At 46.5% G+C, this 23,785-nt stretch carries 21 protein-coding genes; 18 read left to right on the top strand and 3 right to left on the bottom strand.

Annotation, left to right across the window (positions count from 1 at the left end; translation table 11 throughout):
• The first annotated feature begins 21 nt into the window (after nucleotides 1-21).
• Both BN1938_RS22200 and BN1938_RS22195 read left to right on the top strand, forming a co-directional pair.
• Nucleotides 22-1,722, top strand: a complete 1,701-nt coding sequence (locus tag BN1938_RS22200) for an alpha-amylase family glycosyl hydrolase (RefSeq protein WP_050642809.1) — start codon at nucleotides 22-24, stop codon at nucleotides 1,720-1,722.
• 40 nt (nucleotides 1,723-1,762) lie between these two features.
• Nucleotides 1,763-2,323, top strand: a complete 561-nt coding sequence (locus tag BN1938_RS22195) for a DUF5662 family protein (RefSeq protein WP_050642564.1) — start codon at nucleotides 1,763-1,765, stop codon at nucleotides 2,321-2,323.
• 228 nt (nucleotides 2,324-2,551) lie between these two features.
• On the opposite strand, the gene BN1938_RS22190 is transcribed toward BN1938_RS22195, so the two are convergent.
• Nucleotides 2,552-2,869, bottom strand: coding sequence for a hypothetical protein (locus BN1938_RS22190; RefSeq protein ID WP_050642563.1), 318 nt, complete (start codon nucleotides 2,867-2,869; stop codon nucleotides 2,552-2,554).
• A gap of 430 nt (nucleotides 2,870-3,299) precedes the next feature.
• The gene (locus BN1938_RS22185; protein WP_050642562.1) at nucleotides 3,300-3,779 is read right to left on the bottom strand and encodes an S-ribosylhomocysteine lyase; all 480 of its coding nucleotides are present in this window, start codon (nucleotides 3,777-3,779) and stop codon (nucleotides 3,300-3,302) included.
• 272 nt (nucleotides 3,780-4,051) lie between these two features.
• On the opposite strand from BN1938_RS22185, the gene BN1938_RS22180 reads away from it, so the two are divergent.
• The 6 genes from BN1938_RS22180 (at nucleotide 4,052) to BN1938_RS22155 (ending at nucleotide 7,939) form a co-directional block, all read left to right on the top strand.
• Entirely contained in the window at nucleotides 4,052-4,666 is a 615-nt protein-coding gene (locus BN1938_RS22180; RefSeq protein ID WP_050642561.1) for a histidine phosphatase family protein, read from the top strand.
• Nucleotides 4,667-5,083: 417 nt separating this feature from the next.
• Nucleotides 5,084-5,683 (top strand): recombinase family protein, encoded by a 600-nt coding sequence (locus tag BN1938_RS22175; RefSeq protein WP_050642560.1) that lies wholly within the window; start codon nucleotides 5,084-5,086, stop codon nucleotides 5,681-5,683.
• Between the two features lie 264 nt (nucleotides 5,684-5,947).
• Nucleotides 5,948-6,181, top strand: a complete 234-nt coding sequence (locus tag BN1938_RS22170) for a hypothetical protein (RefSeq protein WP_050642559.1) — start codon at nucleotides 5,948-5,950, stop codon at nucleotides 6,179-6,181.
• Between the two features lie 211 nt (nucleotides 6,182-6,392).
• Nucleotides 6,393-6,950: a TetR/AcrR family transcriptional regulator gene (locus BN1938_RS22165; protein ID WP_050642558.1), complete on the top strand. Its 558-nt coding sequence runs from the start codon at nucleotides 6,393-6,395 to the stop codon at nucleotides 6,948-6,950.
• A 153-nt stretch (nucleotides 6,951-7,103) separates the two neighbouring features.
• Nucleotides 7,104-7,517, top strand: coding sequence for a hypothetical protein (locus tag BN1938_RS22160; protein WP_050642557.1), 414 nt, complete (start codon nucleotides 7,104-7,106; stop codon nucleotides 7,515-7,517).
• Nucleotides 7,518-7,561: 44 nt separating this feature from the next.
• Nucleotides 7,562-7,939: an HsmA family protein gene (locus BN1938_RS22155; RefSeq protein WP_050642556.1), complete on the top strand. Its 378-nt coding sequence runs from the start codon at nucleotides 7,562-7,564 to the stop codon at nucleotides 7,937-7,939.
• A gap of 599 nt (nucleotides 7,940-8,538) precedes the next feature.
• Here the strand turns inward: BN1938_RS22155 and BN1938_RS22150 are convergent.
• Nucleotides 8,539-10,173: an ABC-F family ATP-binding cassette domain-containing protein gene (locus BN1938_RS22150; RefSeq protein ID WP_050642555.1), complete on the bottom strand. Its 1,635-nt coding sequence runs from the start codon at nucleotides 10,171-10,173 to the stop codon at nucleotides 8,539-8,541.
• A 165-nt stretch (nucleotides 10,174-10,338) separates the two neighbouring features.
• Here BN1938_RS22150 and BN1938_RS22145 point away from each other — a divergent pair, with 165 nt between their 5' ends.
• The 10 genes from BN1938_RS22145 to rny all read left to right on the top strand — a co-directional run bounded on the left by BN1938_RS22145 (nucleotide 10,339) and on the right by rny (nucleotide 23,437).
• Nucleotides 10,339-11,196 carry a patatin-like phospholipase family protein gene (locus tag BN1938_RS22145; protein WP_050642554.1) on the top strand — a complete coding sequence of 286 codons (858 nt, stop codon included), beginning with the start codon at nucleotides 10,339-10,341 and terminating at the stop codon, nucleotides 11,194-11,196.
• An 85-nt stretch (nucleotides 11,197-11,281) separates the two neighbouring features.
• The gene (locus BN1938_RS22140) at nucleotides 11,282-11,686 is read left to right on the top strand and encodes a secondary thiamine-phosphate synthase enzyme YjbQ (protein ID WP_025657745.1); all 405 of its coding nucleotides are present in this window, start codon (nucleotides 11,282-11,284) and stop codon (nucleotides 11,684-11,686) included.
• Nucleotides 11,687-11,876: 190 nt separating this feature from the next.
• Entirely contained in the window at nucleotides 11,877-14,000 is a 2,124-nt protein-coding gene (ppk1, locus tag BN1938_RS22135; protein WP_255350425.1) for a polyphosphate kinase 1, read from the top strand.
• Nucleotides 14,001-14,018: 18 nt separating this feature from the next.
• Entirely contained in the window at nucleotides 14,019-15,065 is a 1,047-nt protein-coding gene (locus tag BN1938_RS22130; protein WP_050642553.1) for an aldose epimerase family protein, read from the top strand.
• A gap of 137 nt (nucleotides 15,066-15,202) precedes the next feature.
• On the top strand, nucleotides 15,203-17,272 hold the full coding sequence (locus BN1938_RS22125) for a DNA topoisomerase (protein ID WP_050642552.1): 2,070 nt from the start codon (nucleotides 15,203-15,205) through the stop codon (nucleotides 17,270-17,272).
• An 11-nt stretch (nucleotides 17,273-17,283) separates the two neighbouring features.
• Nucleotides 17,284-18,279, top strand: coding sequence for a D-2-hydroxyacid dehydrogenase (locus BN1938_RS22120; RefSeq protein ID WP_050642551.1), 996 nt, complete (start codon nucleotides 17,284-17,286; stop codon nucleotides 18,277-18,279).
• 12 nt (nucleotides 18,280-18,291) lie between these two features.
• Nucleotides 18,292-18,957 (top strand): acyltransferase, encoded by a 666-nt coding sequence (locus BN1938_RS22115; RefSeq protein ID WP_050642550.1) that lies wholly within the window; start codon nucleotides 18,292-18,294, stop codon nucleotides 18,955-18,957.
• A 1,117-nt stretch (nucleotides 18,958-20,074) separates the two neighbouring features.
• Nucleotides 20,075-21,184 carry a recombinase RecA gene (gene recA, locus BN1938_RS22110; protein WP_050642549.1) on the top strand — a complete coding sequence of 370 codons (1,110 nt, stop codon included), beginning with the start codon at nucleotides 20,075-20,077 and terminating at the stop codon, nucleotides 21,182-21,184.
• 1 nt (nucleotide 21,185) lies between these two features.
• Nucleotides 21,186-21,800 (top strand): regulatory protein RecX, encoded by a 615-nt coding sequence (locus tag BN1938_RS22105; protein WP_050642548.1) that lies wholly within the window; start codon nucleotides 21,186-21,188, stop codon nucleotides 21,798-21,800.
• 92 nt (nucleotides 21,801-21,892) lie between these two features.
• Nucleotides 21,893-23,437 carry a ribonuclease Y gene (gene rny / locus BN1938_RS22100; RefSeq protein ID WP_153921739.1) on the top strand — a complete coding sequence of 515 codons (1,545 nt, stop codon included), beginning with the start codon at nucleotides 21,893-21,895 and terminating at the stop codon, nucleotides 23,435-23,437.
• Nucleotides 23,438-23,785: the final 348 nt, after the last annotated feature.

Here is a 23,785-nt window from a genome sequence, read left to right as displayed (position 1 = left end):
AGGAAGAGAGGACTTCAGATTATGAAAAAAGTACAGGGAAGCCCGCGGCCATTAGGCGTGACAATCGGAACCGAAAGCATGAATTTTGCCGTTTCCGTACCACCGGGGAAGTTATGTGAGCTGCTGCTGTACCGGGCCGGCAGTGCGGACGTTGAGGCAGTATATCCCATGCAGGAAGACCCTGCGATGGGAGAGGTACGCTTTCTTGCACTGGAAGGGCTCAACCCGCAGGAATATGAGTATAATTACCGGATCGGCGGGAAGGTCACTCTGGATCCATATGTGAGGCGCATAACCGGCCACCGTAACTTTGGTCAGAAAGAAGATCTGGAGTCGCATAAAGTACGGGGCGCCTTTCTGACGGGGAACTTCGATTGGGATGAGGACAGAAGACCCTGCATCCCTTATCATGAAGTCATTGCCTACAGTCTCCATATCCGTGGATTTACCATGCACAGTTCTTCAAAGGTAAAGCATAAGGGGACTTATATGGGAGTGGTGGAAAAGCTTCCATATCTGCAGGAACTTGGAATCAACCAGATACAGTGCATGCCCGTCTACGAGTTTGAAGAGTATGCGGGAAAACGAACAAATTACTGGGGCTATGGCCGGGGCTGTTATTTTGCGCCCAAGGCGGCCTACAGTGCTGCGGGAGATGCTGCCGCAGAGTTAAAAGAAATGGTAAAAGCCTTCCACAAAGCAGGAATAGAGGTCATCCTGGAAATGCCTTTTGAGGAGGGCATTCTGCATCAGACCGCTCTGGAATGCCTGCAGTACTATATGCTGGAATACCATGTAGACGGGTTTGTGGTCAATCCCTATCATGTATCATGGGACGGGCTTATGGCTGATCCTCTTTTAAAGGGGGTCAAGATTCTGAAAAAGGAAGAGTGGTTCCAGAATGTGATGCGCCGGTTCCTGAAGGGGGACGAGGGGATGATAGACGATGTGATATGGGCGCTCCGCCGCAACACAAAGGAGGATGGCTGCTGCAACTATATAACCGCGCACACCGGATTCACCCTGGCGGATCTTGTATCCTATGATGAAAAGCACAATGAGGCTAACGGTGAACATAATCACGATGGTCCCGTCTATAATTACAGCTGGAACTGCGGCGCAGAGGGGCCTAGCAGAAAACGCTCCATTATGGAGCTTCGCAGAAATCAGATAAAAAATGCATTCTTTCTCCTGTTGACAGCCCAGGGAACTCCCTGTCTGCTTGCAGGCGATGAGTTTGAAAATACCCAGAAGGGAAATAACAATGTATACTGCCAGGACAATGAACTATCCTGGTTGAATTGGAATAGACTAAAGAATAATGATTCTTTATTCCAGTACGTAAAAGCGCTGATTGCTCTCCGCAGGGATCATCCCGTGCTGCACAGGCCGGATGCGCTGCTGGGGCTGGATCAGATCTCGTGCGGCACTCCGGATGTATCCTATCACGGGGAAAATGCATGGCAGGTACCGGCAGATGTCTCAAGCAGACAGCTGGGGGTCTTGTACTGTGCAAGCGGGCAGAACGACAATGACTGTTTTATAGCCTACAATATGCATTGGGTTAAACATACATTTGCCCTGCCTGCCCTGCCAAAGAAAAAGAAGTGGTACCGGGTTATGGACACGGCAGAGGGAATACTGGAAAAGCCGCAGCTTCTGGAAAACCAGAAGACAATGGTATTAAAAGAAAGAAGCATCTTGCTTCTGATCGGAAAATAAATACCGGCTGGCAGGAAGACAGGAAGGACGTTAAAGCGGTATGAAAGCAATACGGCATTTTTGTACAATAACCAGACATAAACTATTGGTCATGAAGGAATGCTTCCGGGTGGGCCTGTACTGGCAGGGGCTCTTGCATGACCTTTCCAAATACAGCTGGACAGAATTCAGCGTAGGCTGCAGATACTATCAGGGAAACAGAAGCCCAAACAATGCGGAGCGGGAGGAAAAGGGCCTGTCCAAGGCATGGCTGCATCATAAAGGCCGGAATAAACATCATTATGAATATTGGATTGATTATGGATTAAACGGCGAAAAAGATATGACAGGCATGAAAATGCCGGTCCGTTATGTAGTAGAAATGTTTCTGGACCGCATCGCGGCCTGCAGAATATACAAAGGCAAAGCTTATAAGAAGACCGATCCCCTTGAGTACTTTATGGCGGGGAAGGGACACTATCTGATGCACAAGGAAACCGAGGCGCTGCTGGAAAAACTGCTGGTTATGCTCGCTGAGAAAGGCGAAGAGCCGACCTATCAGTATATCCGAGAGGAAGTGCTTCGCAGAAATAACCGCTATACAAAATCATGCCGGGGGTAGAGGCAGAAGAACATAAATAAGGGGAAACAAAAAGAACGATAAAAAGCCAGCATATAAACGCAGAGGGCAGGTAAGTGCATGCAGAATCCAATTGCACGGGATGCCTTCACCACAGGACATAGGGGTTGTGGAAAGTTTATTTGCTGGCTGTTATGGTTGGGTGATATTCAGATTTGACTTACTGTTTTACATATCTGTTTGGCAGGAATACATTATAAGCAGGGGATATCATTTCTTTTCCGACAATCTTTCAAGCCTCTTTTTTAATGAGGCAATTTCTTCGGCCTGTCTAATTAGCAGAGAATCTTTTTTATCGAGCTGCTCCTTTTGTTCTTTAATTACTTTCTCTTGTTCCTCGATCATATACTGCACCGTGTTGCGGTCGAGTTCAGCAAGTTCCTTAGAATACATATTCATCACTCCCTCGATATTGCGGCACATCTCATAGACATCCTCATACAAACCTCTGAATTCTGGGAACCGCTCAATCAAATCCATTATACGTTCGGGTTCATCAAATGCCAGAAACGAAAGCCAGGCATCCAATCTCTCCGAGCACCTCCTTTCTTGTCTGAATAATCGGAAAATAATCCTTCAGCATTTTAGCCATAAGCAGACTCCTCATCTGTTAAAATAAATTTTTCTAATTACGGATAACACTTCGAAAATGAAGCACCGGAATAAGATAGAAATCCCGTGGCCTGAAATTGGTATGAACACCAGCCACTTAAGATAAAATCAGAATACCACAGCAAAACTCCAAGGTCAAGAACTACACTGGATAATGAGATGAAAAAAGAACACACTTGAAACAAAACTAAAATGCAGCCTACTTCCATTGGTCGTAACCATTAAATTTCTAAAAAAGTGAAGGAGTCCACATTCCTGGATGAAACATCCGCAGTAGCGTAACATAGGAACGGATGGAAGCGCTGTCTCTATGTTACACTACTATGGTGTCCAAGCAACTACTTCCTTACTCCGGATAATACATTTGATAATCCTGTATGTCGATGAGCACATTCTGCAGATATTTTTTCGCCACATATTTCGCCATAGGAAGATTCATGTCCAGATAATTGCCGCAGTCCCTGGCTGCTGCGCCTGGCACTTCTCCTTCAAATCCAGATATATAACTGAACATATCCCTGATAAGCCCAACGATATCTTCCGGCTGATATTGTCCTGCCAGAAGCAGATAAAATCCGGTCCGGCATCCCATCGGCCCAAAGTAGAGTACTTTGTCTTTAAAATCGGGATGGTTCCTCAGAAAGGTAGCGCCGATGTGCTCCAATGTATGAACTTCAGCGGTATTCATAACTGGTTCATCATTTGGGCTGGTCATACGAATATCAAAAGTAGTAATAGGATTTCCGTTTACCTCATCTCTTCTGGAAACATAAAGACCTGGAACCAATTTTAAGTGGTCTATTGTAAAACTTGCAATTTTTTCCATAATAATCTCCTTTTTGTATACCCAGGGGCAGCCAACAACCTATGTACTGCGGGTGGATCCACATGCAAGGGATTGGCGGCAGAATCCCCTGGGGTATTAAGTTAATTTAATTTCACCAACTATTATAAAGGCATCTGGTAAATAAGACAAGAAGTAAAAGTTGACGAAAGAAAAAGTAATGATTATACTAAATAAGCAGAGAAATATGATTTACGAAAAAGTATCCTGTAAAATATGTTTATTCATAAGATTATATATCAGGGAGGCAGATAATGAAGTTATATCTTGTTCGCCATGGCGAAACAGCATGGAATAAATTAAAAAAAGTTCAGGGACATTCCGATATTTCCTTGAATGCGTATGGAAGATACCTGGCGGAAGAGACGGCAAATGGGCTGAGGGATATTTCGTTTGCCGCCGCATATACGAGTCCTTTGTCCAGGGCGAAGGAAACAGCGCAACTAATTCTGGCAGGGAGAAATGTACCGTTATATGAGGATATCCGGATCCAGGAAATGGGATTTGGCGTAGCAGAGGGAATGTGCTGCAGGGGCGAGAACAAAGAGCCAGGCAGCGATGAGTTTAACAAACTTTTTACTGACACGAAGAACTATATTGTGCCTGAAGGGGGAGAATCGATCAGACAACTGGAAGACAGGATCCAGGACTTTCTTCAGGAGTTGTATGCCAGAACAGAGTATGAGGATAAAACACTTTTGATTTCTACACATGGAGCCGCCCTCACAGCAATGCTGAACCTTATAAAAGGACAGAAGGATATTGCGAGATTCTGGGAAAACGGAGTACCTGCGAATTGTTCAGTGACTGAAGTTACAGTACAGAATGGAAGAGCAGAAATCATTGAAGAAGGACGGGTGTATTATTAGAAAAAGGCCAGTCGAGAACCGGAGGGCGGAGAAATGCTAGTATTAGTGCACTACTGTACTAGTACCTCGAATAATAATTAACTTGCATTTACAATGCACCAGTCAGCCGGAGTAATTAAAAGAAGGACTGCACAGGCAGCCTGGACATTCCAGCCGAAGCCGGAAGGCTGCGCGTTCTGGAACCAGGAACAGGTATAATCCGGATTATACTTTTGCCTTTGCTGTCCTCCTTTTGCGTTGTAATATCTTCCTATGAAAACGATATTGCATAAGCCGCCCCGCGTTTTGTGAACGCATTCTGCTCCCCTAAAAGCAACCCGCCTAACACCTGTCAAAATACATAATTGGAAAAATATACCAGCAAGAGGCGGTGTATAAATATGCGATAATAGTTGTGTCGTAAAAGGAGGGAAAATAATGCACAAAAGCTTTGGTTATGTTAGGGTATCTTCAAAAGACCAGAATGTAGAACGACAGTTGGTTGCAATGGAATCCCTGAAGATACCGGAAAAAAATCTTTACGTTGAAAAAATATCCGGAAAAGACTTTGACAGGCCCGAGTATAAAAGACTTTTGAAAAACCTGAAAGAGGAGGACGTGCTCTATGTAAAGTCAATTGACCGCCTGGGCAGAAACTATGAGGATATTATTGAGCAGTGGAGATACATAACGAAGGAGATAGGCGCGGACATTGTGGTGATTGATATGCCGCTTCTGGATACCAGAAAAGGAAAAGATCTGGTAGGAACATTGATTGCCGATATTGTACTGCAGCTGCTGTCATTTGTTGCACAGAGCGAGCGTGAAAGTATCCGCCAGAGGCAGGCCGAAGGCATCGCAGTAGCAAAGGCGCGGGGAGTTCGTTTTGGCAGACGCAGCCTGAAGATACCAAAAGCATTTGAGAAAACCTATTGGCAGTGGAAGCGCAATGAAATCAGCGCCAGAGAAGCCTCAAGAAGGCTGAATGTGGATTTTAAAACTTTTAAAAAGTGGTGCAGCCAGAAAGACGGGATGTAAAAATAAGGCAAATAATGCAGAAAAAGGTAGACTTTATTCTGCATTATTGATAATATAAATTAAAACAGAAATTTTAAAAAATATATGGAAAATTTAGGCATTTTCCTATAAAAAGTCACCTTTTACGATCTAAAAAGTTACGAAATGCACTTGCAGACCAAAGTCTACCTTTTTCTTCACAAGATGCATCCAACTAATACTATTTTACCAATAATGCAGAATAAAGTCTGCTTTAATCCACAGTGCCGTAAGGAGGAATGAACTATGTCAAGAGAAGAGGGGCTGTTAGAATTTTTGGCGCATCAGGTAGGTGCCAGCTATATTTCTGATTTGCGGAAAGATGATTTTCACAGGGAGCTGATCAATTGTATAGAAAGAATTAAAAGCACAGACTATCCAACAAATGAATGGGTAGATGTTTTAGACTACCTGACAGGAATTAAAAGAAGAATAGAAAGTCCCGAAGAAGGCAAAGAAGCTTTACTCGAAGCGTTATGAACAACGTAAAGAATGCAAAACAGGTATCCATAATCCCGGACGGGATTGCGGATACCTGTTTTATGATATTGGAATGGAATGTTACTGCTCACACCCTGCGGGCGTGCACAGTAACGGCATCTGCCCATCCATTCTGCCACTTGACATGTGGCACTTGATGGAGTATTATTCAAAATGAACGATGTTCAGTTTCGCGCAGGAGGTGTTTTAAATGAACTTGACGGCTACGTCAGAAGAGGCAATTATCGAAGCCTGTCAGAGAATTGTGAAAGAAAAAGGGCTTTCTGCCGTCAATATGCGTTCTGTTGCTGCAGAGTGTAATGTAGCGGTCGGCTCGATCTATAATTACTTTCCATCCAAATCCGATCTGCTATGTGCGGCAATTGAAAGTATTTGGAAGGACATTTTTCATATATCAGGCGGAAATCCCAGGTTTGTATGTTTTGCGGACTGCCTTTCATGGATGTATGAGAGCATGAAAGAAGGAGGACGGAAATATCCGGAGTTTTTTTCCATGCATGCGCTAAGTTTTGCCTCAGAGGATAAAGTGAGAGGACGCAGAAGGATGGAGGAATATTTCACCCAATTAAAGGAAAGTCTTCTGGAAATATTAAAGAAAGATTCCAGCGTGAGGGAAGATGCATTTAATGAATGCCTGACACCGGAACTGTTTACAGACTATATCCTTATGATCTTTTTTTCATCGCTGACGGATACTCAGCAAAATAGTGCAGGACTGCTGGAGATCGTAAAGAGATGTCTTTATTAATCCATCGTCTGAAACCTGCGTAAGTCTGCCAGCCCTATTCAGCGGACTTAACGTGCCGGTACACAGAGACTCAGGCAAAATGTGTCCCCACTTTCGGAGTGGGTAAATTTTGACCCAAAATGAACAATGTTCAGATGTTTTCGGAGGTTCAACATGAAAGTAAAAAAAGAAAATTTATTGATAATAGCAAGTCTCGTATGGCTTGCGGCGGGATTCAATATTCTTCGTATAGGAATCAAATCCTATACAGGATATGTTACAATTTTAAACCTGTTCCTTTCAGCCGTCGTTTTTCTTATATTCTGGTTTATGGTCTTTTATAAACTGACGGTGAAACATACCGACAGGATACAGAAATACGAGGAGGAATTACAGTTCTTTTTAAAATTTTTCGACATCAAATCATTCTGCATCATGGCCTTTATGATGATATTCGGGATTTCAATCCGTTCATTTAACCTTGCGCCGGATGTATTTATCGCTGTTTTTTATACAGGGCTCGGCACCGCCCTATTCGGGGCCGGCCTTCTGTTCGGCCGCAATTACTATAAGTATAAACAGCATTAAGAAGCCATGAAAAACGTTTTACATCATTCAACTGGGAGGTTTATATGTCTAAATTACTGATCGCAGCGATTATTTTTATGACCCTGGCGCTTACATTCTATACAATCGGGGTATTTGGCGAAAAGAAAAAAGGAGTATTAATGAAATGGCACGTCCTAGTATTCTGGATGGGCTTTATCTGTGATACCACAGGAACGACAATCATGGGCAAAATATCAGGTACCGGCTTTTCACTCAACCTGCATGCAATAACAGGCCTGATTGCCCTTCTCTTAATGGCATTTCATGCCGTCTGGGCGGCAGTCATACTTGCAAAAAACAATGAAAAAGCCAAAAAAGTATTTCACAAGTTCAGCATCATAGTCTGGTCAATCTGGCTGATCCCATATATACTAGGAATAATCATAGGAATGCAGGGATAAAACAACCGTCCCCGCTCATCTAACTTCTTAACCCAACCCAATCCGCCGCTCCCGCCAATTTCCTCAAAAAGCGGGCATCTAACAATTCTGATGCGCCCAGCCTATCTGAAACGGGGAGAGGGATGCCTCCCGGAGAAATGGGGATGGTTCCGGATGTTTAGAGTGCGTGGTCTAGTACAGCAGTGCACTAATAATTCAGCAATAAGCACCTGCTCTCTACGCCATAGCTGCACCTGCTTTCGCTAGACGTAGGAACCACTACGCCGTCGCGAAAGCAGGCACACCTCTGACGCAGATATCAGGCACTTATTACTGAAAGATTAATGCACTGCTGTACTAGAAGTACTTACGCAAAATGAACTGCCCACGAGGGATGGAAAGTGATTTACCAAAATCACTTTCCAGTACAACCTTAAGGCCAGAAAGCATCAGGCTTTCTGGCTGCATGTTGTACGTGCCCTCGTGGGCAGCTCATTTTACGTTAGTACTTCTCCGCAAACGGGTTACATCCGGAACCATCCCCATTTCTCCGGGAGGCATCCCTCTCCCCGTTTCAGATAGGCGTCCCCACCAATTAAAATTCCCCGCTCAATAAAATTTTAATCATCCTCTTCCGTAACGACGCTGTATGTCTGCCGTTTTCTAGCCATCTCATCGCTCTCGAGGTACTCGTCATAGGTCGTGATCTTATCGATCAGTTTACCGCCCGGTACGATTTCCATGATCCGGTTGGCGGTTGTCTGCACAATTTGGTGGTCACGGGATGTGAAAAGCAGAACTCCCGGGAATTTAATCATCCCGTTGTTGAGTGCGGTGATTGCCTCCATATCCAGATGGTTGGTCGGCTCATCCAACAGCAGGACGTTGGCGCCGGAAATCATCATCTTGGACAGCAGACAGCGAACCTTCTCTCCACCGGAAAGAACCCTTAAGCGCTTCACACCGTCTTCACCGGCAAAGAGCATTCTGCCGAGGAACCCGCGGACATAGGTCACATCTTTGTTCTCGGAATACTGGGTGAGCCATTCGGTGATGGTATAGTCATTATCAAACTCCCCGCCGAAGTCTTTTGGAAAATACGCCTGTGTGGTGGTGATTCCCCATTTATATGTTCCTTCGTCCGGCTCCATTTCCCCGATCAGGATTTTAAACAATACCGTTTTGGCAAGCTCGTTGCTGCCGACAAAGGCAACCTTATCATCGTGTCCGAGCGTAAAGGTAAGGTTGTCCAGTATTTTTTCTCCGTCAATGGTCTTGGAAAGCCCTTCTACGGAAAGAACTTCGTTCCCGATCTCACGGTCCGGACGAAAATCAATGTATGGATATTTTCTGCTGGACGGTTTGATCTCATCCAGTTCGATCTTTTCCAAAGCCCTCTTACGTGAGGTTGCCTGCTTGGACTTGGAAGCGTTCGCGCTGAACCGGGAGATGAAATCCTGCAGTTCCTTGATCTTTTCTTCCTTTTTCTTGTTGGCTTCCTTCATCTGACGGATCAGCAGCTGGCTGGATTCATACCAGAAATCATAGTTGCCGGCGTATAGCTGGATCTTGCCGTAGTCAATATCGGCTATCTGCGTACATACCTTATTCAAAAAGTAACGGTCATGGGAAACGACGATGACCGTGTTGTCAAAGTTGATCAGGAATTCTTCCAGCCATGCGATTGCATCCAGGTCCAGGTGGTTGGTGGGCTCGTCCAGAAGCAGGATATCCGGGTTGCCGAATAATGCCTGGGCAAGAAGTACCTTAACCTTTTCTGCGCCAGTCAGATCTTTCAGATATTTATAATGGAGTTCGGTGTCGATGCCGAGGCCGTTCAGGAGGGTGGCTGCGTCTGATTCCGCCTCCCAGCCGTTCATGGTTGCAAATTCCGCCTCCAGCTCACTTGCCCGGATTCCGTCCTCATCCGTAAAATCTTCTTTTGCATAGATGACTTCCTTTTCTTTCATAATCTCATACAAACGCGCATTCCCCATAATTACGGTGTCAAGCACGATAAACTCGTCGTATTTGTAATGATCCTGCTGCAGAAAGGAAAGACGTTCCCCCGGTGTGATATTGACCTCGCCTTTGGTAGGTTCCAGCTGACCGGATAAAATCTTTAGAAACGTAGATTTTCCCGCGCCGTTGGCGCCAATCATACCGTAGCAGTTTCCTTCTGTAAATTTGATATTGACATCTTCAAACAGCGCTTTTTTACCAACGCGCAAGGTTACATTATTTGCACTGATCATAGCATAATCTCCTTTATATTCATGTTCCTGTAATCCCAACGCTTATATTAACATGAGATGGATGGAAATGGCAAGGTTTCGGGCGGTTTTCACGAAAATTAAAAGTTTGTTGTTTTCGAATAGAGAAAATCGTTATATAATGAGAAAAGAAAGCGAGGAGAATTTATGCAGAAAGCAACATTAGTTTTGGAAGGCGGAGCAACACGCGGAGTATTTTCATCGGGAGTCCTGGATTATCTGATGGAGCAGGAAGTGTATATGTCACATGTGATCGGAGTTTCGGCCGGGGCGTGCAATGCAGTGGACTATGTTTCCAGGCAGCCGGGCAGAACCAGGGACTGCATGATACCTACAGATAAAAGCGGCAGTTATTATTATGGTTTCCGGAAGTTTGTCAAAGAGCGCAGCCTGATGAATATGGATTTGATTTTCGACATTTTTCCGAATCAAATCTATCCGTTTGACTATGAGACTTATTTTAAGTCCGAGATAGAGTGCGAACTGGTGGCAACCAATTGTCTGACCGGAAAAGCGGAGTATTTCAAAGAGAACAGTGAAAAAGAGAGGCTCATGAAGATTTGCCGTGCGTCTTCAAGCATGCCGCTGGTGACGCCGATTGTGAAGATAGACGATGTCCCCTATCTGGACGGAGGGCTTGCGGACAGTGTACCGTTGAAGCATGCAATGGAGCTGGGCAATGACAAGGTCGTGGTCATTCTGACCAGAAATGCGGGATACAGAAAGAAGAAAATATCTTCCGGACTGGCGGAGGTATACCGAAGAGCCTACAGATCCTATCCGAACCTGGTAAGGGCGATATTGACCAGAAGTTTTTACTATAACCGTACGATGAACCATCTGGAGACACTGGAGAGACAGGGGAAGATATTTGTGCTGCGTCCGCTTGTGAAGCCGGTAGCCAGGATGGAACGGAACACGGAGACGCTGACCGCGTTTTATGACCATGGATATCAGCTGATGGAGCAGGAATACGGCAGGCTGATGGAATACCTTACACAATAATACGCAGCAAAGCAGCATTACTGGTACATCGTAAAATCAATAACTGCCACTTAAGCAGACTGTTAAAAGAAAAGGAGGCCGGAATATGAATTTGTTTGAACATCACATTTCTACAAAGAATGCACAGCAGATGACAAAGGTAACCAATATGGTGCGAGAGGATGTGGCCAGGAGCGGAGTGAAGGATGGAATTATCGTCGTATACTCTCCGCATACGACAGCAGGGTTTACGATCAATGAGAACGCGGATCCCGATGTTGTGCACGATATGCTTGCCGGATTCGAGGAAGTATTTCCTCTGGAAGCGCCTTTTTACCGTCATGCGGAGGGAAATTCCCATGCGCATATGAAGACTGCCGTGACAGGGGCGTCACAGACATTGATTCTGAATGACGGGGAGATCCTGCTTGGGATTTGGCAGGATTTGTATTTCTGTGAATACGACGGCCCCAGAAACCGTACTTTTTTTGTGAAAATTATGGAAGGCTGAGGGGCGGCAGGTCTGCAGTTTTAACAAGGATTTAACAATATTTTATGTAATCAGGATAGAAAGGCACCTCAATGCATGCTAAGGTCATCATGGGATTTCAGGTATTTATACCCGAAAGCGGATGCCCGTTGGGAATCCGGCAGCCCGCTTCATTAAAAGAGCGGCAGCCCTGTGCCTTAAGGATATTACTGTGAAAGATGAGGAAGAGAGTATGAGCAGAAAGACATTAGACTATACACAAAACAGAGAGCTGTCCTGGCTGCGTTTTAACCAGCGGGTGTTGGAGGAGGCGCGTGATGATAGTGTGCCGCTTTTGGAGCGGATGAAGTTTGTCGCAATTTTTACGAGCAATTTGGATGAATTTTTTATGATACGTGTCGGAAGCCTGTATGATATGGCCTCTGTTGATAACAAGACCGTAGACAGCAAGTCCGGCATGACAGCGGAGGAACAGCTGGACGCCATATATGCGGCTGTGGCGCCGCTGTATAAAGAACGGGATAAAACCTATGCGGACATTAAAAAGCAGCTCCATCCGTACGGCGTGTGCGGTCTGGATTTTAAGGAGCTGGATCCCCAGGAGAAGAAGTACGTGAAGAAATATTTCAAAGAGCAGGTGCTTCCTGTCCTGTCGCCGCAGATTGTGGATGCAAACCACCCGTTCCCTCATTTGCTGAATAAAGAGATCTACGTGGTGGCGGACCTGAAAATGGATAATAAAAGTATGATGGGGATTGTGCCCGTGCCGCAGTTCATCTCCGATATCCTGTATCTGCCCGGACATGATATCAGATATATCCGGATGGAGAAGGTAATTATGGAATATCTGGACCTTGTATTTGAGCAGTATCAGGTATCAGAAAAAAACTACATCTGTGTAACGCGCAATGCGGATATTTCACCGGATGATGAGGCTTTTGCGGATAATGAAGATTTTCGTTTTATCATGAAGGAAACGCTGCATAAAAGAAAAAGGATGGCGGTTGTGCGCCTGGAGACTGCAGATCCTCTTACAAAAGAGATGGAGAAATATTTTTGTGATAAGTTTAATATAACCCCATCCTGTATTTTCCGCACAAAGATGCCTATGAAGCTGGATTATATGTTTGCAATTGCAGAAAAGGTTCCGGTTTCCATGAGGAGGTCGCTGATTGACGAGCCGTTTTCACCGCAGCCGTCCCCTTCCGTCTCAGAGGGCAGCGTACTGGCCCAGGTGAAGAAGCGTGATATTCTGCTTTCCTTCCCCTATGAGTCCATGGAGCCGTTTCTCCAGATGATCAAAGAAGCATCCGTGGATCCCAATGTCATGACAATCAAGATTACCATTTACCGGCTGGCAAAGAAAACCCGTCTCGTGGAATATCTTTGTGCGGCGGCCGAGAATGGGAAAGAGGTGACGGCTCTGATTGAACTCAGGGCACGGTTTGACGAGCAGAATAACATCGACTGGTCTGAACGGATGGAGGAGGCCGGATGCCGTGTCATTTACGGTTTTGAAGGCTACAAGGTTCATTCCAAGATCTGCCTGATTACTTACAGGAATAAGAATGAGATCAAATACATTACCCAGATTGGGACCGGCAATTATAACGAGAAGACCGCAAAGATGTACACAGACTATACTTTGCTTACATCCAGCCAGTCTATCGGGGAGGATGCGGCGGTATTTTTTAAGAATATGTCCATAGGGAACCTGGACGGCGCCTATCAGCATTTGATTGTGTCGCCGACAAGCCTGAAGCCAAAGGTGCTGATGCTGATGGATGAGGAGATCCAAAAAGGTACTGAGGGCAGGATTATTATGAAGATGAATTCCGTAACGGATATGGATTTTATAAATAAGGCGGCGGAAGCCTCCAGGGCGGGGGTTAAGATTGACCTGCTCGTGCGTGGAATCTGCTGTATCCTTCCGGGAATTCCGGGGGAGACGGAGAACCTGACGGTGACCAGCATTGTGGGAAGATTTTTGGAACATCCCCGGGTGTTTGTGTTCGGAAGCGGTGCTTCGCAGAAGGTTTATATTGGCTCTGCGGATATGATGACACGCAATACGGAAAAGCGGGTGGAGGTAGCCTGCCCCATCTATGACGAGGCCATTAGGCGGCGTCTGGTCCGGGGCCTGAATATCATGCTGGCTGATAATGTAAAAGCACGAGTGATGCAAAGCGACGGAACCTATAAAAAGAAAGAGCAGACGGAGAAAAGAATCAGCGCCCAGGAAGTATTTATGAAAGAAGCGCTGCATACTAAGCGCCAGGAAAAACCGGCCGAAAAGCCATCATTCCTGCGGCGCCTGAGAAAATTATTTCGATGAGAACGGAGGAGACAGAAGATGGGAACATTGACAGAAAAAGAATTTGGGACAGCAGGAAATGGGCAGACTGCATTTTTGTATACGTTAACAAATAAGAACGGGATGAACATATCCGTGACGGATTACGGAGCTGCACTTGTGGAACTGACGGTTTTGGACAAAGAGGACAGACCGGTGGATGTCGTACTGGGGTATGATGATTCCGCTGCATATGAGGCTGGCGGTGCATCCTTCGGCGCACCGGTTGGCAGAAATGCAAACCGCATCGGCGGGGCCTGCTTTGAACTGGACGGGATTACCTATCCGCTGGAGAAAAATGACAATAACAATAATCTGCACAGCGGAACGGCCTATTATAATAAAAGGTTCTGGAAAGTGGAGGAAAAGTCCGGGGAAAGTATTACATTTGTTCTTCACAGCCCGGACGGTGACCAGGGATTTCCCGGAGCGCTCGATATGCGGGTGACTTATGAACTGACCCAGGATAACACCCTGCGCATGAAGTACCATGCAGTTCCGGATCAGGACACGGTCATTAATATGACAAATCACAGTTATTTCAACCTGAACGGCCATGGCAGCGGTGATGTGCTGAAGCACCGGATGACGGTGGATGCGGATTACTTTACAAGAGCGGACGCCGAGTCAATTCCAACGGGAGAACTGACGGCTGTAGACGGTACGCCGATGGATTTTAGAAAACCAAAGGAAATCGGCATCGGGATCGATGCAGACTACGAGGCAACACGTCTTGGCCAGGGGTATGACCACAACTGGGTATTGAAAAATAATGGAAAATTTGCTAAAGTAGCGGAAGCGGCCGGTGACGTGAGCGGCATTATTATGGAGGTGTGGACAGACCTGCCGGGTATGCAGATATATACATCTAATTTTCTGGATCAGGAACCGGGAAAGAAGCAGGCGGTATATCCAAGGCGGGCGGCAGTCTGCTTTGAAACACAGTATTTTCCGGATGCCATACATCATGATAACTTCGAGAGCCCGGTATGCAGGGCAGGGGAGACCTACTCCACCATGACTGCATATCATTTTACAGTAAGGTAATATATTTTGTAACAGTTCAGACCGGTCTGAACTGTTACTGTATTTTACTCCCGGGGCAGCAGCGGCAGAAGTTTTTTCTGCTACGGCGGTGCAGCTTTTTGGGAGAATAAAGAGAAAAGCAGGCAGTATAAGTATTTATGGGGAAATCAGTATACATAGCGGAGAAGCCGAGTGTGGCCCAGGAATTCGCAAAGGCATTAAAATTGAATACAAGACGAAAAGACGGTTATCTGGAATCGGACGAGGCGATTGTGACATGGTGCGTCGGGCACCTGGTTACGATGAGCTATCCGGAGGAGTACGACCCTGCGCTGAAGCGCTGGAGCCTGAATACCCTTCCGTTTATTCCGGAAGACTTTAAATACGAGGTCATTCCCTCGGTGGCCAAACAGTTTCAGATTGTGAGCGGGCTGCTTACAAGAGCGGATGTAGATACGATCTATGTGTGCACCGACTCCGGAAGGGAAGGGGAATACATCTACCGCCTGGTTGAGCAGGAAGCGCATGTGGAGGGCAAAAAAAGAAAGAGGGTCTGGATCGATTCCCAGACCGAAGAAGAGATTTTACGCGGAATCAGGGAGGCGAAGGATTTATCGGAATACGATAATCTCAGTGCTTCTGCCTATTTGAGGGCAAAGGAAGATTATCTGATGGGGATCAATTTTTCCCGTCTTCTGACGCTGAAATATGGGAACAGCATATCCAATTATCTGCGCACCAAGTATGCGGTCATATCGGTAGGGCGCGTGATGACCTGTGTGCTGGGGATGATCGTCCGCAGAGAGCGGGAGATCAGGGACTTTGTTAAGACGCCGTTCTACCGTGTTCTGAGCACCATTGAGGCAGAAGGGCAGAACTTTGAGGGAGAGTGGCGTGCCGTCAAGGGATCCCGCTTCTTCGAGTCCTTTGACCTGTACAAGGAGAATGGATTTAAGAAGAGGGAGAAGGCAGAGGAACTGGTGGATTACCTGAAGGAACCGGAACCCGTGACATGCCAGATTGCAGCCATTGAGAAAAAGAAAGAGAAAAAGAATCCGCCGCTGCTATATAATCTGGCGGAGCTTCAGAATGACTGCTCCAAACGGTTCAAGATCAGCCCCGATGAAACGCTCAGGATCGTACAGGAGTTGTATGAAAAGAAGCTGGTTACTTATCCGAGAACGGACGCTAGGGTGCTGTCCACAGCCGTGGCAAAGGAGATCAGCAGAAATCTGAACGGACTTTCCAAGTACCCGGCGGCCGCGCCTTATCTGCAGGATATCCTGGGATTTGGAAGCCACAAAGGCCTGGCAAAGACCAGGTATGTTAACGATAAGCAGATAACGGACCATTACGCGATCATACCGACGGGCCAGGGGCTGGGAGCCCTCAGCTCGGTTTCCGCGACTGCGTCGAGAGTGTATGAATGTATTGTGAGAAGATTTTTGAGTATTTTTTATCCTCCGGCGGTGTATCAGAAGGTGTCCATAACCACAAAGATCAAAGAAGAGAGTTTCTTTTCCAGTTTTAAGGTACTGGCAGAGGAAGGTTACCTGAAAGTGACGGGTGTACCTCAGGCAAAGAAGAACGTTTCCGCACAGGGAAAGGAAAACAATGCGGAAACCGGAGAAAACAGCGGGGACGGTGACAGCGGTGAGAACAGCGGCGCTCAGGATCTGGACACCAGTTTCTTCCAGGTGATACAGAGTCTGAAGAAGGGCGCTGTCCTTCCTGTGAAGGCATTGGATATCAAAGAGGGAGAGACCTCTCCGCCGAAACGGTACAATTCCGGTTCCATTATCCTGGCGATGGAAAATGCGGGGCAGCTCATCGAAGACGAGGAACTGCGTGCGCAGATCAAAGGAAGCGGAATCGGAACCAGTGCGACACGTGCGGAAATCCTGAAAAAGCTGATCCATATCGAGTATCTGGGCCTGAATAAAAAGACCCAGATTATTACACCTACACTGCAGGGCGAAATGGTGTTTGACGTAGTAGATAATTCCATCAAGTCGCTTCTGAATCCCGAGCTGACGGCCAGCTGGGAGAAGGGGCTGACTTATGTGGCAGACGGTGATATTACGCCGGATGAGTACATGAGGAAGCTGGATCACTTTATCGTCAGCAGGACCAACGGAGTAAAAGGGCTGAACAACCAGTACCAGCTCCGCGGATGCTATGACCGTGCAGCCAGATTCTATAAAGAAAATAAGGGCAAAAGTAAGTAAGGAGGAGAGGCATGAAAGAAATATTGGTTACCATTCCGGTTGAACAGAAGCACCGGCAATACCTGGAAGACACAGCGGCCCGGATTATAGGCAGCGGCGGCGCTCATTTTGTGTACAGAGCACAGAAGGACGTGGATCAAGAAATGGCCGAACAGGCGGAGATTATACTGGGAAATGTTAAGCCAGAGTATCTGAAGGATGCTGCGGGCCTTAGATTACTGCAGCTGGACAGTGCAGGGGCCGCCCCTTACACTGTTCCGGGCGTCATGCCTCCCGGTGCAAAACTGGCGAATGCCACAGGCGCCTATGGGCTGGCGATTTCTGAATATATGCTGGGAGCCTCGCTGATGCTGATAAAGAAACTGCACTTATATGAGCGCAATATGCGTGCACATGCATGGAAAGATGAGGGGAAGGTGAATTCCATTGCGGACTCTGTGACCCTGGTCGTGGGCCTGGGCGATATCGGCGGACAGTTTGCACAGAAGATGCACCTGATGGGCAGCCATGTCATCGGAATCCGCAGAAATAAGGCGCAAAAGCCGGATTATCTGGAAGAACTGTATCAGCTGGATGCACTGGATGCGCTGCTTGGGAGAGCGGATATTGTGGCATGTACGCTTCCAGGCACTCCGCAGACAGAGGGACTGTTCTGCCGGGAGCGCCTGGAGAAAATGAAAAAAGGGGCAATTCTGCTCAATGTTGGGCGGGGAAGCCTGATCCCAACCATGGATCTGTGCGATGCCCTGCACAGTGGCAGGTTGGGGGGCGCGGCCATCGATGTGACGGAGCAGGAACCTCTGGAGCCGGATTCTCCGCTGTGGGATGCGCCGAACCTGCTGATCACCCCTCATGTGGCTGGAAAGTACCATATGCAGCAGATTTTGGAATCTATTGTAGAAATTGCGGCATATAATTTAAAAGCAATTCTGACAGACGGCAACATAAAAAATGAAGTAGATTTTCAGACCGGCTACCGGAAGTTCACTGAGCCGGCGGAGAAGTAGGAGGAAAAGAAAATGACGGAATTAACTGTAAAAGAGCTTTATACACTGGAAGAGACAATTGCTGCCGGTATATTCGACGGTGTGACCTATCCATGGGAAGTCCTGCCGAAAATCAGCGGCTTTATTCTGCAATTGGGAGAGACTTTAGACGAGGAAGAGTACGAAAAACGCGGCGAGAATATCTGGATTGCCAAATCCGCCAAGGTGGCTCCCACCGCATATATTAACGGGCCGGTCATTATTGGGAAAGAAGCCGAGGTCAGGCACTGTGCATTTATCAGAGGCAATGCAATCGTAGGCGAAGGCGCGGTAGTCGGCAATTCTACAGAATTGAAAAACGTGATCCTGTTCAATAAAGTACAGGTACCACATTACAATTATGTGGGAGATTCCATTCTTGGCTATAAATCACACATGGGAGCAGGTTCTATTACCTCCAATGTGAAATCCGATAAAAAACTGGTTATTGTAAAAACACCGGAAGGAAACATTGAGACGGGCATGAAGAAGTTCGGCGCCATGCTGGGGGATGAAGTCGAGGTAGGGTGCGGCAGCGTGCTGAATCCGGGAACCGTGGTTGGAAGCCATAGTAATATCTACCCGCTCTCATCTGTCAGAGGGTATGTGCCGGGGGGGAGTATCTATAAAAAACAGGGGGAAGTTGTAAAAAAGCAGTAAGGAATTCGAAAGACGAGTTCTGGCATGTGTACGGATGATAAGGGGACGCCAAGCGGACTGTAAGCGGCAAGCCCTCCGGCCTGTATGATCGGTTTAAAATCCTGACCGCTTAACGAAGAAGCTCTAAGAGACCCGGAGGCACCCGGAAGGGCACATCCGGCATGCGCTGAAAAAATTGATATTTTTTCAGCACAGGCCGGATTGAAAATTGATTTCGGAGAATCAATTTTCATCCCTTCCGGATGCCTCCGGCTCTCTAAGAGCTTCTAGTCGTCCGCTATAAGGCGTTTTAAACCGACCATACAGGCCGGAGGGCTTGCCGCTTACAGTCCGCTTGGCTGGTTCATCCGACCGGCAGTAAAGAACTCGTCCCCAGAGTGGCGCCCGAGACGGGGGAGGCGGATGACATTGGCTATCCCTTCATGGAGCGTCCCTATCCGCGACCGAGACTGAAGCTCGCTCGCTAACTCCCGATTTAGATGTTGGCTGGGGTGCGAAGTGTAACATCGTAATAATATGGCTTCACAATGTGGCTTGAAAGGGATTGTTTTATTCGCAGAGGGGTGCTAAAATTAGTTTACAAATCTATCATTCTTAGATTTCTTTTTATAAATGTGGCGTTCGTCCAAAATATTCCATGGTTTTAACTAGTTTTAAATGCCTTGCTGGTTCGGTGAGAATGATTTTGCGTCTGTGCTATCGGAAAATCAGGCCAGCGAAACAGTAAGGTATTTAGATTAGCTTATACTAGTACATTGTAAAATAATTAACTGCCACATAAGCCGACCTAAATTTCCGATAGCACTGCTCCCCAAGCCTCAGCGTAGCCCACTACGCCTGCGTTTGTGGAGCAGCACTCTCGAAAATTTATCTCAGCTTATGAGTCAGTTACTTATTTTACGATGTACTAGATAAGGAGAGGCGGTGAATCTTATGGAAGATTAGCTTGCGGATTTTAGAAGATTCATATAAAAACTAAAGTAAAGTCCTGTTTATAGGACATGTAAAATTGTATAATGAGGTTGTGAAATTGTTGTTGACATTTTACAATAAGTATAATAGTATATTATTAGAAAACGAACAATTGTTCGAAAAGTGAGAAGGAGAGTACCGACATATGGCTAATGGAAATGAAGATAAGAAAAAAGCGCTGGATGCGGCGATTGCGAAGTTAGAGAAAGATTTTGGGAAAGGGACGGTTATGAAGCTCGGTGAACCGGGAGCCCATGTTGCGGTGGAGACGGTGCCGACGGGCTGCCTGAGCCTGGATCTGGCGCTGGGACTGGGCGGCGTGCCGAAGGGGCGTGTGATCGAAGTCTATGGACCGGAGTCCAGTGGTAAGACGACCGTTGCACTACATATGATTGCAGAAGTACAGAACAGGGGAGGGATTGCCGGGTTTATTGATGCGGAACATGCATTGGACCCTGTATATGCGAAGAGTATTGGTGTTGATATAGATGAACTTTATATTTCCCAGCCGGACAGCGGAGATCAGGCGCTTGAGATTACGGAGACAATGGTGCGTTCGGGTGCGATTGATATTATTGTTATTGACTCTGTGGCGGCTCTGGTGCCGAGACAGGAGATCGAAGGGGATATGGGTGACAGCCACGTGGGATTACAGGCGAGACTGATGTCACAGGCCCTGAGAAAGCTGACTCCCGTTATCAGTAAGTCTAACTGTGTTGTTATTTTCATCAACCAGCTGCGTGAGAAGGTGGGCGTGATGTTTGGAAATCCCGAGACAACAACGGGCGGACGTGCTCTGAAGTTCTATGCATCCGTCAGAATGGATGTCAGAAGGATCGAGACCCTGAAGCAGAGCGGCGAGATGGTCGGGAACCGTACGAGGATCAAGATTGTCAAGAATAAGATCGCGCCTCCATTTAAAGAGGCCGAATTTGATATCATGTTTGGAAAAGGGATCTCCAAGGAGGGGGATATTCTGGATCTGGCAGCAGGGATTGACCTGGTGAAGAAGAGCGGCGCATGGTATGCGTATGAAGGCGAGAAGATCGGACAGGGAAGAGAGAACGCCAAGGCATACCTCACAGAGCACCCGGAAGTGATGGAAGAGCTGGACCGCAAAGTGCGTGCCCACTATAAGCTGAACGGTGAAGGTGAGGAAGAAGCAGCGGAGGAACTGAAGCTGACAAAAAAGGCAAAGGACTCAAAAGCGCCCGAACCGGGAAAAACGGAAGTGAAAGCACCGGGGGAAGTATAGGATGACAGTTACAAAGCTGGATGCTGTAACGAAAACAAAGTCTAAAGTCTTTCTGGACGGCCGGTTCGCCTTTGTCTTATACAAGGGCGAACTGGCCCGTTATGGTATCAAAGAAGGAGCGCAGATCGAGGAAGAGAATTACAGGGAAGTTCTGGAAAAGGTCGTTATCAAGCGTGCCAAGTTAAGAGCCATGCATCTTCTGGAGGATATGGACCGCACCGAGTCCGGGCTCAGGGATAAGCTGAAACAGGGGTTATACCCGGAGGAAGCCATAGAAGCAGCATTGTCCTACGTGAAATCATTTGGGTATCTTGATGATGAGCGGTATGCAAGACAATTTATAGAGAGCAGGAAGGCATCCAAAAGCAGGCGCGAGATTTATGCCCTGCTGTGCGGCAGGGGTGTGGCGCCTGACAAAATTGAGCTGGCATTTGAGGAATGCTTTGAATCCAACAGTGAAAAGGATGCAATCCGGCAGATTATCAGGAAGAAAAGGGTGATTCCGGCGGAGGCGACAGAGGAAGAAATGCGTAAATTATATGGCTATTTATCGCGAAAAGGGTTCCGTTATGACGACATCCGTCAAGTGATACAAAATAATGATGAGAATGCTTGACATAGTTGTGAAAACAGTATAAAATTTAACTGTTGTATTTTAAGCAAGAATGTACAATGAAAATTGAACAAGGAGGTGCTCCTGTGCCAACAATGATAAGTATTGTTATTGCTGTAGCCCTCGCGTTGATAGTTGGTATTATTACTCACTTTGTAACGATATCCAATCTCAGGAAGAATGCAGATTCCAAGATTGGCAATGCCGAAGCAAAGGCAAGAGAAATAATTGATGATGCCGTAAAGACTGCTGAGACAACGAAAAAAGAAGCTCTCTTAGAGGTGAAGGAAGAGTCGATCAAGACGAAGAATGACCTTGAAAAAGAGACAAAGGAAAGAAGAGCCGAATTGCAGCGTTATGAGAAAAGGGTGCTTGCAAAAGAAGAGGCCGTTGACAAACGGTCAGAGGCGATCGAACAGCGTGAAGTCAAATTTACAGCAAAAGAAGAGCAACTGAAGCAGCGTGAAGCAAAAGTAGAAGAACTTAGTCAGAAAAGAGTACAGGAACTAGAAAGAATCTCAGGACTTACCTCCGAACAAGCAAAAGAATATCTGTTGAAAACTGTTGAAGAAGATGTGAAGCATGACACAGCCAAGATGGTAAGAGAGCTGGAAACACAGGCAAAGGAAGATGCGGACAAGAAGGCCAAAGAGTACGTTGTCAATGCAATCCAGAGATGTGCGGCTGACCATGTGGCTGAGACTACAATTTCCGTAGTGCAGCTCCCAAGTGATGAGATGAAGGGAAGAATCATCGGCCGTGAGGGAAGGAATATCAGAACCCTCGAGACACTGACAGGTGTCGAGCTGATTATCGATGATACGCCGGAAGCGGTTGTATTGTCAGGATTTGACCCGATCAGAAGGGAAGTAGCAAGAATTGCCCTTGAGAGATTGATTGTGGATGGACGTATCCATCCTGCCAGAATCGAGGAGATGGTAGAAAAGGCACAAAAAGAAGTGGACACGATGATCCGGGAAGAAGGAGAGGCAGCGTCTCTGGAAGTTGGCGTGCCGGGAATCCATCCGGAATTGATTCGTCTGCTCGGACGAATGAAGTTCAGAACCAGTTATGGCCAGAATGCGCTTAAGCATTCTATAGAGGTTGCCCAGCTGTCAGGACTTCTGGCCGGTGAGATCGGCCTGGACGTCAGGATGGCGAAACGTGCCGGACTCCTGCACGATATCGGCAAGTCAATTGACCACGACGTGGAAGGTTCACATATTCAGATTGGCGCAGATCTTTGCAGAAAGTACAAAGAGTCTCCGACGGTAATCAATGCAGTGGAATCACATCATGGCGATGTAGAGCCTCAGACATTGATTGCATGCGTAGTTCAGGCGGCTGACACAATTTCTGCAGCAAGACCAGGTGCAAGAAGAGAAACAATTGAAACATACACAAACAGATTGAAACAATTAGAAGAAATATCAAACCAGTTTAAAGGTGTTGAAAAGTCTTTTGCTATTCAAGCAGGTAGAGAGATTCGAGTTATGGTAGTTCCGGACCAGGTATCTGATGATGACATGGTACTTATGGCCAGAGAAATTGCAAAACAGATTGAATTTGAGTTGGAATATCCAGGCCAGATTAAAGTAAATGTAATTCGCGAATCGCGTGTTACGGATTACGCGAAATAATTTATATCAGATCAAGTTTAGCCCTTGTCGTAAGACGAGGGCTTTTTTAGTGGAGGGAGGGCGCGCCGTCCCGCATTCCCTTCTCCTGCGCAGCGGCGCTGGGTGCATCCTGCCGGGAGGCGGCGGATGGGAGATTCAGAGGAAACTTGATTGGGTGGGGATAAGGAGGTATAGCTGAAGAGAGGGATACGTGATGGGGATAAAAAGAAATGAAGGAGGGAAAAGAATAAATTGCAAAAATAAGGATAAATTTGCGCAAAATGGTGTAAAAATAATGAATTAGGAATTCTATGGAAATATAACTTGCAAATACTGGGAGCGTATATTATAATTAATAACCATAATGTG

The sequence above is a fragment of the Eubacterium sp. SB2 genome, from assembly GCF_001244405.1.
Classification (GTDB): domain Bacteria; phylum Bacillota; class Clostridia; order Lachnospirales; family Lachnospiraceae; genus Faecalicatena; species Faecalicatena contortus_B.
This window is presented reverse-complemented; position numbering and strand designations above follow the sequence as displayed.

Coding starts and splice junctions, on each gene's coding strand:
- BN1938_RS22200 (WP_050642809.1), top strand. CDS start 22: ATGAAAAAAGTACAGGGAAGCCCGCGGCCATTAGGCGTGACAATCGGA.
- BN1938_RS22195 (WP_050642564.1), top strand. CDS start 1,763: ATGAAAGCAATACGGCATTTTTGTACAATAACCAGACATAAACTATTG.
- BN1938_RS22185 (WP_050642562.1), bottom strand. CDS start 3,779: ATGGAAAAAATTGCAAGTTTTACAATAGACCACTTAAAATTGGTTCCA.
- BN1938_RS22180 (WP_050642561.1), top strand. CDS start 4,052: ATGAAGTTATATCTTGTTCGCCATGGCGAAACAGCATGGAATAAATTA.
- BN1938_RS22175 (WP_050642560.1), top strand. CDS start 5,084: ATGCACAAAAGCTTTGGTTATGTTAGGGTATCTTCAAAAGACCAGAAT.
- BN1938_RS22170 (WP_050642559.1), top strand. CDS start 5,948: ATGTCAAGAGAAGAGGGGCTGTTAGAATTTTTGGCGCATCAGGTAGGT.
- BN1938_RS22165 (WP_050642558.1), top strand. CDS start 6,393: ATGAACTTGACGGCTACGTCAGAAGAGGCAATTATCGAAGCCTGTCAG.
- BN1938_RS22160 (WP_050642557.1), top strand. CDS start 7,104: ATGAAAGTAAAAAAAGAAAATTTATTGATAATAGCAAGTCTCGTATGG.
- BN1938_RS22155 (WP_050642556.1), top strand. CDS start 7,562: ATGTCTAAATTACTGATCGCAGCGATTATTTTTATGACCCTGGCGCTT.
- BN1938_RS22150 (WP_050642555.1), bottom strand. CDS start 10,173: ATGATCAGTGCAAATAATGTAACCTTGCGCGTTGGTAAAAAAGCGCTG.
- BN1938_RS22145 (WP_050642554.1), top strand. CDS start 10,339: ATGCAGAAAGCAACATTAGTTTTGGAAGGCGGAGCAACACGCGGAGTA.
- BN1938_RS22140 (WP_025657745.1), top strand. CDS start 11,282: ATGAATTTGTTTGAACATCACATTTCTACAAAGAATGCACAGCAGATG.
- BN1938_RS22130 (WP_050642553.1), top strand. CDS start 14,019: ATGGGAACATTGACAGAAAAAGAATTTGGGACAGCAGGAAATGGGCAG.
- BN1938_RS22125 (WP_050642552.1), top strand. CDS start 15,203: ATGGGGAAATCAGTATACATAGCGGAGAAGCCGAGTGTGGCCCAGGAA.
- BN1938_RS22120 (WP_050642551.1), top strand. CDS start 17,284: ATGAAAGAAATATTGGTTACCATTCCGGTTGAACAGAAGCACCGGCAA.
- BN1938_RS22115 (WP_050642550.1), top strand. CDS start 18,292: ATGACGGAATTAACTGTAAAAGAGCTTTATACACTGGAAGAGACAATT.
- recA (WP_050642549.1), top strand. CDS start 20,075: ATGGCTAATGGAAATGAAGATAAGAAAAAAGCGCTGGATGCGGCGATT.
- BN1938_RS22105 (WP_050642548.1), top strand. CDS start 21,186: ATGACAGTTACAAAGCTGGATGCTGTAACGAAAACAAAGTCTAAAGTC.
- rny (WP_153921739.1), top strand. CDS start 21,893: ATGATAAGTATTGTTATTGCTGTAGCCCTCGCGTTGATAGTTGGTATT.